Below are 20,667 nucleotides of genomic sequence, written 5' to 3'. Positions count from 1 at the left end.
CTTAGGCCTGCGCCAACAATTGTTTGGCTTTCCGCAGTTGTTCTTCACCTGCACCCTGAGGCAATTCGGCCTGTGGCAAATGCAGACTATACGCACATTGCTGCTGCTCGCATTGCTCGACCAGACCCATCACAAATTCAAGTTTTTCTTCATGTGACTGACTCGGCATATGTGCATAATGAATCTCGATACTGTGTTCATCCTGATATTGCTCAAAGACTTTGACATACAAGCCTTGTCCACGCGCAAACTGCTTCCAGGACACCGCCTGCAAGGAATCGCCTGACTGGTAATTGCGCAATTCACGAAACTCATCCATATCCGGTTCAAAACGGTTAAAGTGATATTTATTTTCTGTGCTAAAAACTTCAGCTTTAGGCGCGACCCAGGCCGAATGCTGATGATAAAGATAGGTCCAGGCTCGAACTAACCCAAAGGGATAAACCGAATAAATCTGAATCACCGGATAATCAAACTTGCCACGTTGCTCTGCATAAAATGGCAGAATAAATTGCTGTTTTTGTGCATTCAGATAAACTTTCGCTAGCTGATTCCCTGCTTTGATATACAAATAGCGGGGGCGAAGCTGCTGCTGTTGAAAATAAAGATGCAGATTCACGCTATGACCGACCTGCCCCACATCATCTGCGATCAATTCAATTTTCAGGTCATGCAATTGCTTAAAAGTCAGATAAAAACTGATACACAGCACCGCACTGATTAAAAAGCAGAAACCTAAAATCAGGTTATTGGCATAGTTCACCCCGGCCACAAAGGTGATGAAGATCAACACCAGATACAGATAGCCCTGCTGATAAATAAATACCAAGACATCTTTCTGCGAGAGCTGTTTCTGCTGTGAGAATTGAAAGCGCTTGGCCAGCCATTTTTGCCAGGTTTTATCCAAGAGAGGACTCCTTTAGCTGACCGCAACCTGTTGCATCACATTAAACGTTTCAGCTTCACTTAAACCCAGACGATGCGAAGTCACCGCGACAAATACAGCCTGCACATCATCTGGTGTGACAAAAGCACGTTGCTGAATCAAAGCATACGCTTGTGCTGCGCGCTTCAAGGCCAGAAGGCCACGCGTAGAAAGTCCATGACGGCTTTTACGGGTTTCTTCTGCTAGATCAAGCAAATATTCCTGAATCGCTTCACTGATAAATATCTGATGCGTCAGACTTTGCAGATCCAGAATTTCATCTTCGGTAAAAATATGCGCCAGACTTGCAATCAGGGCAAAACGGGATTCCTGCTGTAATAACAGTTTTTCTGCATGGCGTGATGGATACCCCAAAGATAAACGCATCAGGAAACGGTCTAGCTGGGATTCCGGCAAAGCGTAAGTACCACTTTGGAATAGCGGGTTTTGTGTCGCAATCACCCAGAAAGGTTTCGGTAAGGCATAGCGTACGCCATCAATGGTGGCATAGCCTTCTTCCATGGCTTCGAGTAAGGCACTTTGGGTTTTGGGACTACAACGGTTGATTTCATCTGCCAGTAAAATCTGAGTAAAAATCGGGCCTTGTTTAAACTCGAACTGATGTTCTTTCTGGTTAAACATGTTAATACCGATGACATCACTGGCCAGCATGTCATTGGTAAATTGGATCCGCTGGAACTTTAACCCAGCCAGATGTGCCAGACTGCTGGCTAATGTAGTTTTACCCAATCCGGGTAAATCTTCAAATAAGACATGTCCGCCTGCAATCAAACAACAGAGTGCCAGTGTGGTCTGGGCCTGCTTATCCAACACAATGGCATTAACTTCTTCAAAAAAACGCTGGATCTTGGGTGCATAACTTGCAATTTTTTGTTCAAGCACAGTATTGATGTGTGCAATGTCGTTATTTTCCTTTTGTTTCATGCCCCAGATCACAATAATTTCCTTAATAAAACATGGCCTAAGATTAACATACACTGAAATTTAAATTTTCCCAAAAGATCAATCATCTGTCTGTGTAACTGAATAAAAATACTGATTAGAAAATGGCGAGGATTTAAATAATAGAAGAGTCAAAATGATCAGGTTGAAAAGAAGTAAGAAGCGCAGAAAACAAATAAAATGATCGACACAAATAGAGATCATTTTTCTTTTCGCTCAAATCTCAAAATACCAATCTGAGCTCATCCATCTATTTGAAAAGAATCATACTTAAAAGGTATAGAGACTTAAGCGATTTCATGGATTTTTATAATAAAACTTTTCTACGCTAGCTCAATCAATGACCTCAGATTTAACGCGATCGTCTATTCCTCATATTAATTTTTAACGATAAAAAAAAGCGCCCCGAAAGGCGCTTGCTATGAATTAATGATTAACACGGACACTTCTTCATATCACCGCCCGCAGATGGATAACGGGAATCCACACAGTGACGATAAAATGTTTTCGGGTCCATGGCTTCCAGATCGGGATGATGCTTGCGCATATGCTCCACATAGGTCTGGTAATCAGGTACACCGACCATCAGACGGAAACTTTGCTGCAAACGTTGCCACAAGGTCGCAATCCGCGACCAGTTTTTCGGATTCAGTATTAAATCCTTTTGTGACATTACGGTCATCTTGATGATTTTATAAATCATCGTTTTCCCGCTTTTGGCAAACTTCAGATTCATAATATTCCCCTTAATGACCTTTCGCTGGCTGAATCTCTTCAGGATCGCGATAAATCGCTTCTGCTTCATGTACAGATGGCTCAGGATTTGCCAATGCACGACGGATAACGCGAATTGCAGCAAACAACATGACAAAGGCTACAATCATAAAAAAAGCACAGAGTGCAGCATTAATCTGGTTCGACATCGCTACCGTCTGCATTTCTGCCACAGTTTTCGCTGGCGCTAGGATTTCATTATTGGCAATCGCCGTGTTGAAACGATCTGCCTGCGCCAAGAAACCAATCTTTGGATTTTCGTGGAAAATCTTTTGCCAGCCTGCTGTCATGGAAGTGATGAACAGGAACACTGTCGGGATAATTGTCACCCACACATATTTCTGTTTTTTCATCTTGAACAGAATGACAGTACCAAGAATGAGCGCCATCGCAGCCAAAATCTGGTTACCAATACCAAACAGCGGCCATAAACTGTTAATCCCGCCGAGTGGATCGACTACGCCCTGATAGACGAAGAAGCCCCAGCCTGCCACTGCAACCGCAGTACCCAACAGGTTTCCGAAGAAATTATGTGATTGTTTTACTGCTGGAATCACAATACCGACAGTATCCTGCACCATGAAACGACAGGCACGCGTACCCGCATCTACAGCAGTCAGGATGAATAGTGCTTCAAACAAAATCGCAAAGTGATACCAGAACGCCATCATTTCACGACTGTTGAAAATTTCGGTGATGATATGCGCCATACCAATTGCAAAAGTTGGCGCACCACCAGTACGCGACAGAATCGAGTTCTCACCCACTTCCTGTGCCAGTAAATTCAAGGCTTCAGGGGTTACCACAAAACCAAGGGTTCGCACTGCTTCTGCTGCGCTTTCTGCGGTAGTACCGAGCAAGGCTGCTGGTGAGTTAATCGCAAAATAAATTCCTGGATCCAGAATTGCAGCACAGATCAAAGCCATGATCGCTACAAAAGATTCCATCAACATACCGCCATAACCGATCATACGGATATCGCGTTCGTTGTTGACCAGTTTCGGTGTCGTCCCTGAAGAAACCAAGGCATGGAAACCGGAAATCGCACCACACGCAATAGTAATGAACAGGAATGGGAACATAGAACCTGCGAATACAGGACCAGTCCCATCAATGAATTTGGTAATCGCTGGCAGTTTCATTTCAGGCATGGCAAACAGGATACCCACGGCCAAACCTGCAATCACGCCAATTTTCAGGAAGGTCGACAGATAATCACGTGGAGCAAGCAATAGCCAGACTGGCAGTACCGATGCAATGAAACCATAAATGATCAGTGCCCAAGTGAGTTCAGTGCCAGAAAGCGTAAAGAACGGACCCCAATATGGATGTTGTGCGATGTTTTCACCGTAGATAATGCCCAGCATCATCAAGACAAAACCAATAATCGAGACTTCAGCAATTTTACCCGGGCGGATAAAACGCATGTAGATGCCCATAAAGATCGCAATCGGAATGGTCGCTGCAATACTGAATACACCCCATGGGCTGTTGGTCAGAGCTTTCACCACTACCAGTGCCAGTACCGCCAGAATGATAATCATCACGCCCAAGGCACCAAGCATCACGATAATACCGGCAAAGGTTCCCAGTTCCTGTTTTGCCATTTCCCCGAGTGATCGACCGTCACGACGGGTGGAAATAAACAGTACCAGAAAATCCTGGACTGCACCCGCAAGTACGACACCGACTAACAGCCAGATCGTCCCAGGTAAATAGCCCATTTGCGCTGCCAGGATCGGGCCTACTAGCGGACCTGCACCGGCAATCGCTGCAAAGTGATGGCCAAACAAAACACTTTTATTGGTCGGCACATAGTCCAGACCATCGGCCAGACGATGCGCAGGCGTTAAACGGCGTTCATTCAGCTCAAATACTTTGGTGGCAATAAATAAACTGTAGAAACGGTAAGCAATGCTATAGACACAGGCGGCGGCAAGTACCAGCCAGACTGCATTGACATGCTCACCCCGACTCAGTGCCAGAACTCCAAAAGAGACTGCACCCACAATGGCTACCAAAAGCCAAATCATTTTCGAAGTCAGCGTCGACTTCTTTTGTAAAGTTTCCATTCAATCCCTCATATTGTGATGCATACAAATCAGCGTGATTGTTGTTGTTCGAGGTACTGCTGTTTTCCCTTGCGACTTTACGCCTGTTCTTTCGCTTTTCCTCTAAGACTTTGGCATAAAAAAAGGGATGATTTAAATCATCCCTCTCGATAATAGTCTATTTTCAAACCATTATGCACGTTCTAAATAATCACCAGTACGGGTATCTACACGAACGCTTTCTTCTTGCTGTACGAATAATGGAACACGTACCACAGCACCTGTTTCAAGTTTCGCTGGCTTACCGCCACCGCCAGAAGTATCACCACGAACACCTGGATCAGTTTCAACGATTTTAAGTACGACGAAGTTCGGTGGAGTCACGTTTAAAGGCACGCCATTGAACAACATGATGGTACATTTTTCATTTGAATCGTCTTTTAACCATTTTGCAGCATCGCTCATTGCTGTTTTATCAGCTGCGATCTGTTCAAAGGTAACAGGATCCATGAAGTTCCACATTTCGCCATCGTTGTACAAGTATTCCATTTCTACTTCAACGATATCAGCCGCTTCTAGGTTCTCGCCTGATTTGAAAGTTTTTTCCAGAACTTTACCTGATTTAAGGTTACGTAATTTTACGCGGTTAAAAGCTTGGCCTTTACCTGGTTTTACGTATTCGTTTTCCATGATTGAACATGGGTTGCCATCAAGCATAACCTTAAGGCCTGACTTGAAATCATTCGTAGAATAATAGGCCATGACTGGCGCACTCCAAACTTACTAACTTTAATCTATTGATGCTATGGGCTGTTGCGATGTCATTTAGCAAGTCTGACACGAACATTGAGTTGCCACATGCACATTCATTTGATGTTGCGTATTCTAAATGAGCAATACACTTTGCCGCAATGAAAAAATCCGCTTTCACCCACTCAGGCTGTTTAAGTTACAATCAGACATGAAAATCCTTTGTTTATTCATGTCTTGCTCAACGTTAAAATACCATCAGGCGAGCACGAAGATCAGCATAGCTTAATCACTCTTTATTTTATAGCGCAGTGGATTATTGCGCTTCCGCACAAACTGTTAAACTGCGCCCATCAGGCTTTGTCCTCTCACTTATTATTGTTAATCTTCCGGCATGACGAACTATTTATATCAAGAACAAAACTGGCAATCACAGCTCAGCGACCTGATCACTGATCCACGCGAATTGCTTGAAGTACTGCAACTTGCACCAGAGCAACTGCTCTCAGGCGCCATTTTAGCTTCTGAACAGTTTAAACTGCGGGTACCACGTGCTTTTGTGGGCAAAATGCAGACCGGAAACCCTTTAGACCCATTGCTTTTACAAGTGCTGCCCCATCATCTGGAACTGGAAGAACATCCAGGATTTGTTACCGACCCCTTGGGCGAAGAACAGGCCAATCAGCAACCCGGCGTACTGCACAAATATAAATCCCGTTTCTTGCTGACACTGACTGGTGCCTGTGCTGTACATTGCCGTTATTGTTTCCGCCGGCATTTCCCCTATCAGGAAAATCTGCCTAAAAATGAAGACTGGATAAATATCAAGCAATATCTGGAAAGCCAACCCGATATTAATGAAGTGATTCTGAGCGGCGGTGATCCACTGACCTTATCGAACCGGAAATTAAAAACCTGGATTGAACGACTAGAATCAGTACCACATCTCAAATTCTTAAGAATACATTCACGAGTTCCTATTGTGATCCCCAACCGAGTCGACGAAGAGCTACTTAGCATGTTAAAAAACAGTAGGCTACGTATTATTCTGGTGGTACACTCAAACCATGCATCGGAGCTGGATGACTTCACTTGCAAGCGTTTAAACCAACTGGTTCAACAGCAGATCACTGTTCTGAATCAGGCGGTTTTATTAAACGGGGTAAATGATTCTGCTCAGGTTTTAGTGGATTTAAGCTATCGCTTGTTTGATGCCGGGGTCATGCCTTATTATTTACATGTACTTGATAAAGTAAAAGGTGCGCATCATTTTGATTTAGCGCCTGACCATATTAATGAGATTTATACAGAAGTTTTAGCGAACCTTCCGGGGTATTTGGTTCCTAAACTGGTTCGAGAAATAGCGGGCGAGAAGAATAAGACACCGCTTTTTGGGGTTTCAACATTTTTGAGTTAAATAATAAAGATGAGCACGCATACTTCAGACATTTTTCAGACACCGACGGAACTTAAACGAGAGCAGTTGAGCTTTTGTCCAACCACTGCCAAGGCTTTGCAGGAATGGGTTGCGGGGATTTCGATTCTACAGCTGGGGAATTCCTCCAAATCCCTGTTTAATGCCTTATTGGAAGTTTCCGAGCTGAAATGTCCAGAAACCCTGCGCTTTGACCTGATTCAGGTCTTGCATCCCACCCTTGAAAATGTCCTGACCAGTCTGGAAAAGCATTTCGTCAATCAGGGCCTGATCACTTCCGACCGGAATGACCAGATCATTGAACTGGCCATGCTGCTGCGCAGTCATTTTGCCAAAATTTATATCGATATCGTCAAACGCTGTAATCATCAGCTGACGCATCAGAAGTTTTCGCTATTTTCTCTAGGCAAAAAGAAGAGCATTCAAACTGCCCGGATGGTATCGATTTATTATGCCCTGCAACAACTCACACTTCTGTTATATCAACAACATATGCTGTATAGCACGCCGGGTCTGGGACAATGGCTGGCTGCCCATCAACTGCTTGAATGTGCAATAGACAACAATTTCTATCAAAGCAATATCAATCAGGTATTAGGCACCCAGCATGATATCCAGAACATTGCACATGCCTATGCACAGCTGATTTTACTGGATATCTTCAATACTCATCAGATCCGGCCTGCAGAAATTCAGGGCCTGTATCTATGCAGTTTTGACTGGGCCAAACTGGTACAGATCCTGCCGAAGGAAACCACGCTGTCCCGTTATGTGGTCGATGCCAGCAAAGATCATCCGCCAATCTTTAATTCCCATCAAGAGCCACAGTTTCAGCCGAGCTTCTATATTTCCACTCAGAACCTGATGGATCATTTAACAGGTACTCAAAGCAAAAATGCCCAGTATCTGTCGCGGAATGAAAAACTGTTCCTGACCCCTGCACTGCATTTTCATATCTACAATCTGCTCTCGAACAATGTCGAGCGTCGTCATGAACGTTATGAATATTCAGCACAGATCAATATCTGCTTTGGCTTGAGCGTGGCGCATTTTTACCTGTCTAAAGGTAAAAACTTCAATGAAACCCTGGAACTCGATGCCAATTATAATTTCCAGAGCGAAAGCAGTTTTGTCAGCTCGATGGAAAACGCCATTCCAAGTAGTTTTAGCAGCATCAAGGCGCTCGATCGAGAAACCAAACAGATCCATAGCGCTGAAGTTCTGGATATCAGTGTCAATGGTTACCGGATTAAATGGACTGGTATTACCCCGGCTAACCTGAAAACCGGTGAATTCATTCTGGTTCAGGAAAAAACCCAGAGTCAGTGGCGTGGCGGTGTGATTCGCTGGATCAAGCAGTCAACGGATAAGAGCCTAGAAATCGGGCTGGAAATTTTGGCACAAGAGCTCTTTCCTTGTGCAGCTTATACCCGTACCGAACGTCATCATGTCAACTATCAGCCTGCCCTGTTGGTGAAAATGACGCAACTGGATCAGGTCTCGACCAGCCTGATTGTCTCTGGTTCACAGATGTTTAGGGAAAAACAAACCATTCATTTACGTCTTGGTCAGGAAGAAATCAAAATCTATCTGACCAAAGCACAACTGATTACGCAGAGTTTCATCCGTTTTGATTATGAATTACTCAATGATCAGGAAGAAGAGATGATCGAAAACTTTATCGATCAGCACATGAATGAAAGCAGAAATCATGATTTATGGGAAGCATTGAAGTGAGAAATCCATTATTGTCTAAAAAGTTAAAACGTACTGAAACACGTTTACTGATTATTGATGATAATCAAATTAGATATAACCAAATCCGTGATCTTCTGACCAGTCATGATTATCAGGTCGATGCTGTGCTGCTGGATGATCTGCAGTCTTTTGAAAAACAGCTGAATTTCAAATGGGATCTGCTTATTTTTGGGCGTGCCTACGATCTGAAATACGAACAGGCCTTAGGGATCGTGCGTCTTTCGCAGCAACCTGACCTTCCGATGATTTTGCTTAAACCGGATGATTATCAGGCTGAACAGTATGCGCAATATATCCGTAAAGGGGTATATGACATTCTCAACTTCGACTACTTGGAACGCTTTTATGTGGGACTGGTCCGAGCATTGTCATTTAGCCGTTTGTCACAATCTCAGCAACATTTAATGACTGAGCTGGAAACAGCACAAATTCAGGCACAATCTTTAGTAGACGACAGCAACCGTGCTGTTGCCATCATTCAGGAAGGGATTCATATTCAGGCCAATGCGGACTACCTGAAACTGTTTGGCTTGCAAAATGAAGACGAAATCATTGGCCTACCGCTTCTGGATCTGCTCCAGCCTTCAGATTTGAATGATTTTAAAACCCGTTTCAAAAAGATTTCTCAGGGTCAGTTTGATTTAGGTCGAGTCGAGATTCAGTCTCTGAATCCGCATGTATCCGCATCTAACCCATTAAAACTGGAATTCTTGCCTTCCACTGCTGAAGAAGATGCGGTACAAATTAGCATTGATACCCAATCTCAAACGGTTTCCTCCAATAAGACTCCTGGAAAACCAAGCGTTTTTCATTCACTTAAGCGTGAACTCAATAAGCAGCCTGCACCAGTAAATGCCTTGGTGACTTTCTCTCTTAGCGCTTATGATCCTGAGCTTCTGCAGTCTGACTGGACTACTTTTAGTGGCTACTTTGAAGCAGTCAAAGAGTTCCTCATGGAACAGACCCATATTTCCCTGTTTAAACTGGAATATGATGTTGTTGTAGGTATGTTACAGGCAGATTCCAAAGCAATTCTTGAATCCAAACTGATCAGTTTAAATGCCTTAAGCAAACCGCAACTCATTACAGTGGGACAAAAAACCTTCCCTCTAAATTTGCGCTTGGGCTATGTCATGCTTGAACAGGGCCTGCAGGATGAAATGCACTGCAATACGCTGATTGGACAGGCATTCTCTACATCTTTACCTCAAGCAGAAGCTGTAGCTGAATTTAAACTCGATATTCCTGCGTCACTGAGCAGTCCGGTTGCGGTAGAAATGCCGAGTATAGATTTCAGTGTTGCTGAAACACCAGTTGCCAGCCCAACATTGGCAGCCGTCAGTCCAGCAGTCACGTCTATTCCTAGCGCTACACCTTCTATTTTGAAAGCCTTAAGTGAATGTCTAGAACGTGGTGAGATTCATTTAAAATATCAACAACTCTATGATAAAGAAGATACGCGTTTATATACCTATGAAGTGACCAGTGGCTTTATTTTTGAGAATAAATGGCAGGATATTTCTAGCCTTTTAGAACTTCATGAAGATGATGAACTGTCCATTAAACTGGATCGCTGGATTCTGGTTGAAGCCAGTAAACAGCTACACAACTTTATTACCCAGTATCCTGATGCAAGCTTAATTGTCAATTTGAACCGTGCCGTACTATTTAAAGACCGCACCTTCCCGGAATTTATTTCCAAGCTGATTACGATTATTCGCAGTAAAGTGAAGCATCCGCTAATCTTGCAATTCTCAGAAGAAGATATTTTACTGAATCAACAAGATGCACAAAAATATCTACGCGTGCTGTATGAACATGGCGCACTGATTGCACTGCGTGATTTTGGTCAATCCATGTACAGTCAAAATTTACTGCGCGAACTGGAACTGGATGGTGTCAGCTTACATTCGAGCTTAACCAATATGCTCAATAAAGATACCGAGATTGAGCAGTTACAGGAAAAAATCACCAGCTATAATGAAATCAAGCCACTCAATATTCTGATCCGTGAATTAAATGATATGACATTGTTCGCCAATGCCTGGAACGTGGATGCCCGCTTTATTCAGGGGAATTATTTCCAGAAAAAACTCGATCATTTGATTGATGTGCAAGAGCATTAAGTGCTGCTACAAACCTGCAACTTAGAAAGTGGCATGATCATCTTCTGAATTGCAGGCACAAAAAAACGGGCTTAAAGCCCGTTTTTTCATTTTGGATATTAACGTTTAACAGAACGTGACATACCAGCAAAACGTTGTTTGAACTTGTCGATACGACCGCCAGTGTCAACGTTCTTTTGCTTACCAGTGTAGAATGGGTGGCAAGCTGAACATACGTCTAGATAAAGAGTTTCTTTACCAAGAGCTGAACGAGTTTCGATTACGTTACCACATGAACAAGTAGCAACTAAAGTTTCATATTTTGGGTGAATATCGGCGCGCATCGTCGATTACTCCATTAGATTCAAGAAGGTTTAGCTGTCATCGCTATTGATCACTCTCAACTGAGGAAGCAGGAACATCGTTCATGCAGATCAACACCACAACAGACCATTCTTTTGGCCCACCGAGACGGATACCGTCAGAGCTAAGCACAACAAGTGGGCATTATTATACGTGAAACGAATTTAATATGCGAATTATTCTTCAGCTTCTGACCCAGTCTCTTTGGCCCACAGATTGGCAATAATCCCGCAGACCATTAATTGAATCTGATGAAAAATCATGATCGGCAGGACAATCATGCCCAGCGGCTGGCCAATAAATAAAATTTGCGCCATCGGCACTCCACTGGCCAGGGTTTTCTTGGAACCACAAAAGAATGCCGTTTTCTGGTCAGCGCGGCTAAAGCCCAGCCAGCGTGGAATATAAAGTGATAACAGCATCACAATGGTGAGTAACACCGAGCAAGCCAGCAATAGCAGCAACAAGGTACTCAGGCTCACTTCATTCCACAGCCCGGCCACTACGGCGCTACTAAAAGCGCCATACACCACCAGTAAAATCGAGCCTTGATCGAAGACCTTGACGATTTTTGGCATTTTCATCATTTGCGGATAGATCCAGGGACGCAGAATCTGTCCTGAAATAAACGGCACCAAGAGCAGCAGTGTAATCTGGATAATCGATGAAGTCGGATCAAAACCATGATCAGATTGACCGAGAATAAAAAATGCGACCAATAATGGAGTAATAAACATACCGATCAGATTGGAAAAAGAGGCACTACATACCGCCCCGGCGACATTGCCATGAGCCACTGAAGTAAAGGCGATCGAGGACTGCACGGTGGATGGCAGGAAACACATAAACAGGAAACCCCAATATAGTTCCTGTCCGAGCATGGGTAATAAAATCGGCTTGGCCAAAAGCCCGAGAATCGGAAACAGGGCAAAAGTTAGCGCAAAAACTAAAGTATGCAATTTCCAGTGCATAATGCCTTGCACCACAGCTTCACGAGACAGTTTGGCGCCGTGCAGGAAAAACAGGATGGCAATCGCTCCTGTCGTCACCCAGCCAAAGACTTCAGCCGCCTGCCCCGAAACTGGCAGCACACTGGCCAGCAAAACCATCACAAACAACAGTATCGTAAACCGATCCAATGCCAAGAACTTAAGCATATCCCTATAATCCCTCAGATTTTATTGTTTGATATAAAAATGCCCGGCTATCTTAACAGATGCCGGGCCCATGCTATGCACTCAGATTGATGTAATATTTTCATCTATACATGAATGCATTTCATATATCTCGCTACGTCACACTTAGTTATTACGTGCATTGTTGTCTTGCTGGATCAGCTCGATCTTGTAGCCATCTGGATCTTCTACAAATGCAATTACAGTCACGCCACCTTTCATTGGGCCAGCTTCACGCACCACATTACCGCCACGCGCTTTAATCTCTTCGCAAGCCTTGTAAGCATCATCAACTGCAATCGCGATATGACCATAAGCATTGCCCAGTTCATAGCTGTCTGTATCCCAGTTATGGGTCAATTCCAGTACGGTGTGATTCTCTTCATCGCCATAACCGACAAAAGCCAGGGTAAAACGGCCCTCTTCGTAATCACGCTTACGAAGCAAAGTCATGCCAAGTACTTCAGTATAGAACTTGAGAGATTGTTCTAAATTGCCTACACGTAACATGGTATGTAGCATGCGCATATTAATCATCCTTCTGTACAGATTGTTGTTGGTGTTCACCGAGCAGTTTTGCGACCCAGACCACCAGAATCAGGATCGGAATCCCAATCAGAGTAGTCATCAGGAAGAAATTCGGATAACCGATATTGGTGACTATAGTACCCGAATATCCACCTAAAATCTTAGGCGTCAGGGTCATGAGTGAGCTAAAAATCGCATATTGAACAGCGGTAAATGACACACTGGTCAAGCTCGACAAGAATGCAATAAACGCAGCACCAGCCAGCCCGGCGGCCAGATTATCGACAATAATGGCAAAATAAAGCCACTTGTCGCTATAAGGTTTAATCACCTTGCCACTGACTTCGACCGTATCTGAACTGTTGCTATCCACCACTGCCAAGGGCTGAATATCGACATCCAGATTCTGGGTATTGCTCAGCTGATCATTGACCTGATAAACATGCGTTGTTTGCTGCAGTGCCTGATCATCTTGCATCAAGACGGCACTGATAATATGTGCAGGTGACTGAATCAGTTGTTGTGCAGGAAGCGCGGCAGTAAATACGCCTTCACTTTCCAGTTTTGCCTCAATATTTTGATCATTGATTTGTAAAACAATCTTTTGATTTTCTTGCAGTGCTTCACCGACATACTGGCCGCGCACTACAATGGTCTTGTCCTGTTCAGCTACAGTGAGGCTATTGTCACTGGTGATCGGCAAGATCTGTAACTGGGTGCTGCCCTGTTCTGTGGTCAAATACGGCATATTGACCTGTACCGGGGCTTGATCAGTAACATCTCCATCCAGATAAGCAGCCGATACTTGTAGCTGTTTGCTCTGCGCCAGCACAGCACTCGGTATATCCAGCTTCCAGTAACCAACTTCATCGGTCTCTGCCTGATAAACCTGATTACCGACCGTGACTTCGACAGCTGCTAGTTTTTCACCAGACTTGACCAGGCCGATAAAAATCAGGTTGGTGGAACAGGCCAGCACAGCACCAACAAACATCAGTTTCATGATGTTCATCTTCTGGGCCAAGAGCCCGCCAAGGAATCCACCGACTAAAGAGAAAATGACTCCATAGACTTTAACTGCCTCGGCAATCTGTTCTTTACTGAAATTCAGGTCCTGATAGAACACATTAGAAATGACGCCGGCAATAATATCGGAGACCCGATAAAAACCGATCAGCAATAACAACACCAATGCCAGTTTCAAGCCATAACGTTTAAAGAAGTCTGCAACCGGATTGACCCAGGTTTCATAGGCCATCTGCCTGTTAACCGCACCCATTTTTACCAAGCTTGCACCAATCGCAAATGCGACAGCACCTGAGCCAATAAAGCGTAAGGCCTCAAAACAGAACAAGGCAAAGGTATCTTCAATAGCAAACTGTTGCTTGATACTGTCCACCAGATTGCCTGAATAGATATAGCTCAGTACAAAACTGATCACCGCAACAAAAAATACGGCGACTAAACGGAAATAATCACTGCGCACATAGTGTTTTCGCACACGGTCAACCTGCGGCTCCCGAATGGACAGTGTGGTGATAATACCGACCAGCATGACAGCAGCCATCGCCAGATAGGTCCATTTCCAGGCATCATAGATATAGTTGCCTTTCGCAGTTCCCAAATAGGCCGCCAGAAACAAGGCACCAGCACCAGCGACAATCATCCCGATCCGGTAACCGGCATTATAGGTGGCGGCCAATACGGTCTGCATCTGGGTTTCCGCCAGTTCAATCCGGTAGGCATCAATCACAATATCCTGCGTTGCTGCGGAGAAACCAAGCAGGACTGCACCGAGCGCCATTTGCTGTAAATGTGTTGCACCCAAAGCCGGATCAGAAAAGGCCATAATGGAAATGGCACAGACAATCAGAATCTGCGCAATCAGCAACCAGGCACGACGACGTCCCAGAGCCTTGGTCAGAAAAGGGACAGGAAGTTCATCAATGAGCGGTGCCCAGACGAATTTAAACGAATAGCCCAATGCGGCCCAGCTAAAGAAAGTTACTGCACTTTTGCTGATTCCGGCCTCACCTAACCATAAAGACAGACTGGAAAAAATCAGAAGAATCGGCACACCAGCCGAAAATCCCAAGAACAGCATGATCAATGCACGTCGATCTAAAAATGCTGTAAATGCGGATTTCCAACCCGTCGTTTGTGTTGTCATTGCTTTATTATTTTCCGCAGAAAAACCAATTGCTGCTATTCAATCCTGTAATAGCGTATCTTTCAACAAGATTTATATATTTATCACATTTCCGGTTTTTTATTTTCTGGCAAAAGCGACATGTTGGCTTGAATTTTTCAAGTAAATCTGTATACCTTAACTCTCATCAACGTAATATTTCGTTTTGGATTTTCAACAGTGACCCAGAGACTCGATCAAATTAATTCTTCTATTGCCAGCAACACCAGCACAACTCCACAAAAAATCCGCTCAGATTTACTTATCTCTGCATTTGAACAAAGCGAAATTAAAAATACTCTGGACCATACCCGGTTAACATCCACCCAGCTGACGCATATTCCAAACCTAGAAAAAATTCCTGCGTCAACCAAACGGATCAAGCCCCTGAATAACTTTTTGGGCCAAGATCGCGCACGCGCCTCAGTTGAGGCCGGGATTGCCCTGCCTTATTCCGGCTATAACATTTTTGCTGTGGGTACCGCAGGACTCGGAAAACGCACCATGGTGAAGCGTTTGCTGCAACAGCACGCCAAAACTATGGAAACCCCGAATGACTGGGTGTTCGTCAATAACTTTCAGAACCAGCGTCAGCCGATTGCGCTAGAACTGCCCTCAGGTCAAGGGCCGAAATTCCAGGCCATGTTGAATCAAAGCTGGCAAACGATCCTCAAGCAGCTTGAGCGCCGTTTTACTGCAGAGACCTATCATAACCGCATTGAAATGATTCGCCAGGAAACGGGTGATGAACAGCAGCAGGCACTGATCGAACTGACCAAAGAAGGCGCAGAACTGGATCTGAAGCTGATCTCGCGACATGATGAGCACTGTTTTGTCCCTGTGCATCTGATTGATGACAAATTGCAGGAAATGTCTCAGGAAGATCTGAATGCATTAAGCAACAAAGATCGTGCCGAACTAGCCTCTAACATGCGCTATATGGACAAGAAACTGAAACGTTTGGGTTTACACCTAGGTGATCTGGAAGATGATGCACGCGATCGCGTACAGATCCTGAACCGCGATATCGCCAAGCAGGTCGTCTTGCCGCGAGTCGAACAGATTCTAGCGAAATTCAAACATGTGGAAGGTCTGGAACATTATCTGAAATATTATGCCGAAGACATTATCAATAATGTCGAAATCGTGCTGGAACAGGAAGAAGATGACTTCACTCCGGCACTATTCAGCCGCGTTCCGGCACGTTATCAGGCAAATGTAATTATTACCCATAAGCCGAACAGTGGTGCACCGGTGATCTTTGAAGATTTTCCAACGCATTACAACCTTTTGGGTCATGTGGAACAACTGACCCAAAATGGCACGATTACCACCGACTTCACCCTGATTCGTTCAGGTACCTTGCACAAGGCTAACGGTGGCTTCCTGATGCTGGAAGCGGAACAATTGCTGGAACAGCCCTATGCATGGCAAGGCTTGAAGCGCGCGCTTAAATCGGGGCATTTAAAATTGTCCTCGCTTGAGCATATGATCACGTTAACCGGCAGCATTTCGATTGAACCTGCTTCGATTCCATTGAATATCAAGGTCATCTTGCTGGCTGAGCCTGAAATTTATTATGAAATTTTAGAGCTTGAACCAGAGCTGGGCAGCATCTTTAAAATCCGTGCTGATTTTACCGATACATTACAACGTAATGACGACAACGAGCAGGCCTATATGCAGCTGATTGCCGACTATGTGCAATCGGATAAATTATTACCTTTTGACCGTTCTGCTTTGGCGGCATTGCTCACAGATTCCAGCCGTCAGGCCGAAGATCAAAGTTCATTGTCATTACATGCCCTGACGCTGGGTGATCTGATCCGTGAAGCACATCATCATGCCTTCCAGGCTGGCGACAAGATGGTGTCAGAAAAACATATCAATACTGCCCTGGATCATCGCAAATATCGTCTCGGCTATTTACGTGAACTGTATTGGCAAGATCTGACTCGTGGTACTCAACTGATCGAAACCCGCGGCCATCGTCTGGGCCAAATCAATGCCCTGTCCGTCATTCATTATGCTGATGTTGAATTTGGTCTGCCTTCACGACTGACTGCTTCGGTTTATCAAGGTGGTGGTGATATTCTGGATATCGAACGCAGTGTCGAACTCGGTGGCTCTTTACATGCTAAAGGCGTGTTGCTGATGTCGTCTTTCCTGAAAGCACATTTTGGTCGTGAACAGACCTTGCATTTCTCTGCTGCACTGGCCTTTGAACAAAGTTATGGCCAGGTCGATGGTGACAGTGCCACAGTCGCGGAACTGTCTGCCTTACTGTCTGCCATAAGTCAGTTACCGATTGATCAATCCTGGGCCATTACCGGTTCCATGAACCAGCTGGGACAAGTACAACCGGTAGGTGGTGTGAATGCCAAAATTGAAGGTTTCTTTGATGCTTGCAAGTTACAAGGTCTGACCGGAAAACAAGGTGTGATTATTCCGCGTCAAAATATGCAACATCTAATGCTGCGTAAAGATGTCACCATTGCTGTGGAAGAAGGTCAGTTCCATATTCACGCGATTGATACCATTGATCAGGCGCTGGAAATTCTGATGGCGCGTCCTGTCGGCACCTTGGATAAAAAAGGTCGTTATAGCAAAAATTCAATCTATGCCGCAGTGATGGCACAGCTGGATTATTGGCAAGCGATTGAAGATGGTGCCGAACTGGTCGAAGTGCCGAAGAAAAAGAAAAAAAAGAAGAAGAAAAAAGACAAGAAGCAAATCGTCGAGCCACAAACTGAAGTTGATGCTGATGCTTCGACAGTTGAAAAGCCGGATGCAGCGACAGAGGATTAACTCTAACCTTGACCTAAGCAAAAGTAGAGATAAAAAAAAGCGCTTCTCAATGAAGCGCTTTTTCACATCTGAACTTAATTTAATACAAAATTAAGCATCAGCTGCCGGGCTATACTGTTCAACTAAAGGCTTTAATTCACCTTTTTGGAACATGTCGAGCATGATATCACTACCACCGATCAACTCACCATTGATCCAAAGCTGTGGAAATGTCGGCCAGTTGGCGATTTGTGGTAACATCGCGCGAATGTCCTGGTTTTCCAGAATGTTTACATAAGCAAACGGACGACCAATTTGACTGAGTGCTTCTACTGCACGTGCAGAAAAACCACATTGTGGAAATTGCGGTGTGCCTTTCATGTAAAGAAGTACTGCGTGTTTTGCAATTTGGTCACGAATTAACGCTTCGGTATCGCGTGCTTGTTCAGTCATTGATAAATCCTCAACTCATCTGTCTCGCATTATACCCAAATCCAGGCAAAACAGTATGTCTAAAGCAATAATTCCAATTTTATTTACAATTACCCTTTAAATCTGAGTGGGTTTTTGCTTATATAAGTTTTTCTTTCCACCTAACAGTTAAGAGTTAGTCATGAATAATATTACCCTCGCACCGGTACAAACTGATCAACCGTCTCATTTGATGCCTGTTTTTGGCCGTCAACCGATCAGCTTTGTCCGAGGACGAGGTGCATATCTTTATACCGAAGATGGTACAGAGTATTTAGATGCATTAACCGGAATTGCGGTATGCGGTTTGGGCCATGCGCATCCAGTCATTGCCGAAGCGATTGCTGAACAGGCAGCGACCCTGATTCATACCAGCAACCTGTTTGAAGTGCCTTGGCAAACCGCTGCCGCACAGAAACTGGCTGAAGTTGCAGGTATGGAAGAAGTATTTTTCTCCAACAGTGGCGCAGAATCAAATGAAGGTGCAATCAAGATTGCACGTAAATTCGGTCATATGCAAGGCATTGCTTCACCAAAAATTATTGTTGCTGACCAGTCTTTCCATGGTCGTACCATGGCCACCCTGTCTGCTACAGGCAATAAAAAAGTGCAAGAAGGTTTTGGCCCGCTGGTTGAAGGTTTTATTCGTGTACCTTTTGGTGATATCGAAGCAATTGAAGAAGCTGCAATCAATCATCCGGATATCGTAGCGATTTTGATTGAGCCTATTCAGGGTGAAGGCGGTGTGAATACCGCACCTCAAGGTTTCAGCTATTTAGAAGAAATTCGCCAAATCTGCAACCAGCATAACTGGCTGATGATGCTGGACGAAGTGCAAACTGGTAATGGCCGTACCGGTAAATACTTTGCTTATCAGCACACCAATATTATTCCGGATGTACTGACCACAGCCAAAGGCTTAGGAAATGGCTTCCCGATTGGTGCAGTCATGACCCAAGGTCGTGGCGTCGGTGTATTAACTGCTGGAAATCACGGTTCTACCTATAGCGGTACAGCACTGGGTTCGCGTGTGGTCTATACCATTCTCGATATTATGCGAAAAGAAAATATCGTCGCGAATGCGGCTGAAAAAGGTGCTTATATCGTTGACCAGCTACTCAACAAACTGGCAGATCAAAATGTCATCGTACGTGGTTTCGGTCTGATGATCGGGATTGAATTACCAAAAGAATGTGGTGATCTGGTTGCGATTGCACGCAATGAATACAAGATGATTATCAATGTCACTGCAGGCAATGTCGTTCGTCTGTTGCCTACCCTGAATATTACCCAGGAGCAGGCAGACCAGTTGATCGAACGTCTGGTAAAAATGATCAAAGCTTATTTGGCATAAAGCCCTAGCCTAAAAATTAAAAAAGCCGCTCTAAAGCGGCTTTTTTATTATTCTGCACTCTATGATGCGTTTTGTAACATACGTCCGCCAGAGATCTGGCTAAAATATTGTTTCAGGGTATCAAGACAACGAAGAATTTTTGTCGGTTGTTGTTCACGTTTCGGAATAACCGCATACAGTGTAATCGATGGCAGTCTCCATTCAGGCAGAACTTCAACTAAAGTACCGTTAAGCAAATCCTTTTTAGCATCAAGATATAAAACCTTGGCAATCCCATTACCCTGCAAGCACATCGATTTTGCAACCAAACCGTTATTGGTACTGAAACGGGATTTCAGTTCAAACTCGGCTTTTTCTGCAGTATTCACATGTTGGAAATGATAATACTGATGGTTTTTAAGATGCGTTAAAGGCAAGACCTCATGATTTTTAAGATCATCAGGTTTCGAAATAATGGTGCTTTGATTAATATAACTCGGTGTCGCCACCAGAATTTGCTCAATCTGCATCAATGGCACAACCTGAAGATTATGCTCATCATTTTTCTGTTCAAATCTTAGGGCGATATCAACTCGCCCATCCAACAAATCAACCTCATGATTGTTTGTTTCTAAATGTACTGCCAAGCCGCGATGTGCAGCTATCCAATGAGAAAGTGCAGGAATCACATGATTCGCGCATAATTCTGGCAAAGAAACGATACGCAGCTCACCCACGAGATCATCACGTAACTCATTGATCCGGACTTTACCGCGCTCAGCAGCAGATAACATTTCTTGACAGCTATGGAAAAAAGCTTGTCCCGCTTCGGTCAGACTTAATTTTCTCGTCGAACGATTTAGAAGTACGACTTCCATATCGTGTTCTAATGAGCGAATTTGTTGACTGACGGCGCTGGTCGTAATCCCTAATTCACGGGCAGCACCGCTAAACGAGTTCTTCTCCACAACGCAAGCAAAGACACCCATTGCTCGAAGTTGATCTAACATAAATTTCCCTCTAAACTTATGAGGTGCTTCATCATTTGATAAAAGCAACTT

The 20,667-nt window shown here is 44.3% G+C and carries 16 protein-coding genes; 5 read left to right on the top strand and 11 right to left on the bottom strand.

Annotated features, from left to right (window positions below; all coding sequences use genetic code 11):
* Position 1: 1 nt before the first annotated feature.
* The 5 genes from F893_RS07735 to efp all read right to left on the bottom strand — a co-directional run bounded on the left by F893_RS07735 (position 2) and on the right by efp (position 5,475).
* The gene (locus F893_RS07735; RefSeq protein ID WP_004646553.1) at positions 2-907 is read right to left on the bottom strand and encodes a DUF58 domain-containing protein; all 906 of its coding nucleotides are present in this window, start codon (positions 905-907) and stop codon (positions 2-4) included.
* 12 nt (positions 908-919) lie between these two features.
* Positions 920-1,882 carry an AAA family ATPase gene (locus tag F893_RS07730; protein WP_004646552.1) on the bottom strand — a complete coding sequence of 321 codons (963 nt, stop codon included), beginning with the start codon at positions 1,880-1,882 and terminating at the stop codon, positions 920-922.
* Between the two features lie 439 nt (positions 1,883-2,321).
* Positions 2,322-2,627, bottom strand: coding sequence for a YbdD/YjiX family protein (locus F893_RS07725; RefSeq protein ID WP_171054308.1), 306 nt, complete (start codon positions 2,625-2,627; stop codon positions 2,322-2,324).
* 7 nt (positions 2,628-2,634) lie between these two features.
* On the bottom strand, positions 2,635-4,734 hold the full coding sequence (locus F893_RS07720) for a carbon starvation CstA family protein (RefSeq protein WP_004279748.1): 2,100 nt from the start codon (positions 4,732-4,734) through the stop codon (positions 2,635-2,637).
* A gap of 171 nt (positions 4,735-4,905) precedes the next feature.
* On the bottom strand, positions 4,906-5,475 hold the full coding sequence (gene efp / locus F893_RS07715; RefSeq protein ID WP_004279747.1) for an elongation factor P: 570 nt from the start codon (positions 5,473-5,475) through the stop codon (positions 4,906-4,908).
* Positions 5,476-5,857: 382 nt separating this feature from the next.
* Between efp and epmB the strand changes: the two genes are divergently transcribed.
* From epmB to F893_RS07700, 3 genes are read left to right on the top strand one after another with little or no spacing between them, the layout of a single operon-like run.
* Positions 5,858-6,880 (top strand): EF-P beta-lysylation protein EpmB, encoded by a 1,023-nt coding sequence (epmB, locus tag F893_RS07710; RefSeq protein ID WP_005251335.1) that lies wholly within the window; start codon positions 5,858-5,860, stop codon positions 6,878-6,880.
* A gap of 9 nt (positions 6,881-6,889) precedes the next feature.
* Entirely contained in the window at positions 6,890-8,635 is a 1,746-nt protein-coding gene (locus F893_RS07705; RefSeq protein WP_005251333.1) for a hypothetical protein, read from the top strand.
* Positions 8,617-10,782 carry an EAL domain-containing protein gene (locus F893_RS07700; protein ID WP_005251330.1) on the top strand — a complete coding sequence of 722 codons (2,166 nt, stop codon included), beginning with the start codon at positions 8,617-8,619 and terminating at the stop codon, positions 10,780-10,782. The genes F893_RS07705 and F893_RS07700 overlap by 19 nt, the downstream gene beginning before the upstream one ends.
* A 98-nt stretch (positions 10,783-10,880) precedes the next feature.
* Here the strand turns inward: F893_RS07700 and rpmE are convergent, their stop codons facing one another.
* The 4 genes from rpmE to F893_RS07685 all read right to left on the bottom strand — a co-directional run bounded on the left by rpmE (position 10,881) and on the right by F893_RS07685 (position 14,997).
* Positions 10,881-11,105 carry a 50S ribosomal protein L31 gene (gene rpmE, locus F893_RS17390; protein ID WP_004279743.1) on the bottom strand — a complete coding sequence of 75 codons (225 nt, stop codon included), beginning with the start codon at positions 11,103-11,105 and terminating at the stop codon, positions 10,881-10,883.
* A 195-nt stretch (positions 11,106-11,300) separates the two neighbouring features.
* Positions 11,301-12,281: a bile acid:sodium symporter family protein gene (locus F893_RS07695; RefSeq protein ID WP_005251322.1), complete on the bottom strand. Its 981-nt coding sequence runs from the start codon at positions 12,279-12,281 to the stop codon at positions 11,301-11,303.
* Positions 12,282-12,425: 144 nt separating this feature from the next.
* On the bottom strand, positions 12,426-12,827 hold the full coding sequence (gloA, locus tag F893_RS07690) for a lactoylglutathione lyase (RefSeq protein WP_004279741.1): 402 nt from the start codon (positions 12,825-12,827) through the stop codon (positions 12,426-12,428).
* A 1-nt stretch (position 12,828) separates the two neighbouring features.
* A complete protein-coding gene (locus tag F893_RS07685; RefSeq protein WP_005251321.1) occupies positions 12,829-14,997 on the bottom strand; it encodes an AmpG family muropeptide MFS transporter in 2,169 nt (722 codons plus the stop codon).
* A gap of 198 nt (positions 14,998-15,195) precedes the next feature.
* On the opposite strand from F893_RS07685, the gene F893_RS07680 reads away from it, so the two are divergent.
* Entirely contained in the window at positions 15,196-17,823 is a 2,628-nt protein-coding gene (locus F893_RS07680; RefSeq protein WP_005251320.1) for a Lon protease family protein, read from the top strand.
* Between the two features lie 90 nt (positions 17,824-17,913).
* On the opposite strand, the gene grxD is transcribed toward F893_RS07680, so the two are convergent.
* On the bottom strand, positions 17,914-18,255 hold the full coding sequence (gene grxD, locus F893_RS07675; protein ID WP_004279738.1) for a Grx4 family monothiol glutaredoxin: 342 nt from the start codon (positions 18,253-18,255) through the stop codon (positions 17,914-17,916).
* A 160-nt stretch (positions 18,256-18,415) separates the two neighbouring features.
* Here grxD and F893_RS07670 point away from each other — a divergent pair, with 160 nt between their 5' ends.
* Positions 18,416-19,627: an aspartate aminotransferase family protein gene (locus F893_RS07670; RefSeq protein WP_005251319.1), complete on the top strand. Its 1,212-nt coding sequence runs from the start codon at positions 18,416-18,418 to the stop codon at positions 19,625-19,627.
* Positions 19,628-19,686: 59 nt separating this feature from the next.
* Here the strand turns inward: F893_RS07670 and F893_RS07665 are convergent, their stop codons facing one another.
* Complete coding sequence (locus F893_RS07665) at positions 19,687-20,616, bottom strand: LysR family transcriptional regulator (RefSeq protein WP_004279736.1); 930 nt, start codon at positions 20,614-20,616, stop codon at positions 19,687-19,689.
* Positions 20,617-20,667: the final 51 nt, after the last annotated feature.

It is taken from the genome of Acinetobacter sp. CIP 102136 (assembly GCF_000369685.1).
Lineage (GTDB): Bacteria > Pseudomonadota > Gammaproteobacteria > Pseudomonadales > Moraxellaceae > Acinetobacter > Acinetobacter fasciculus.
The sequence above is the reverse complement of the archived record's forward strand: the minus strand, read 5'-3'. Positions and strand labels throughout refer to the sequence as shown.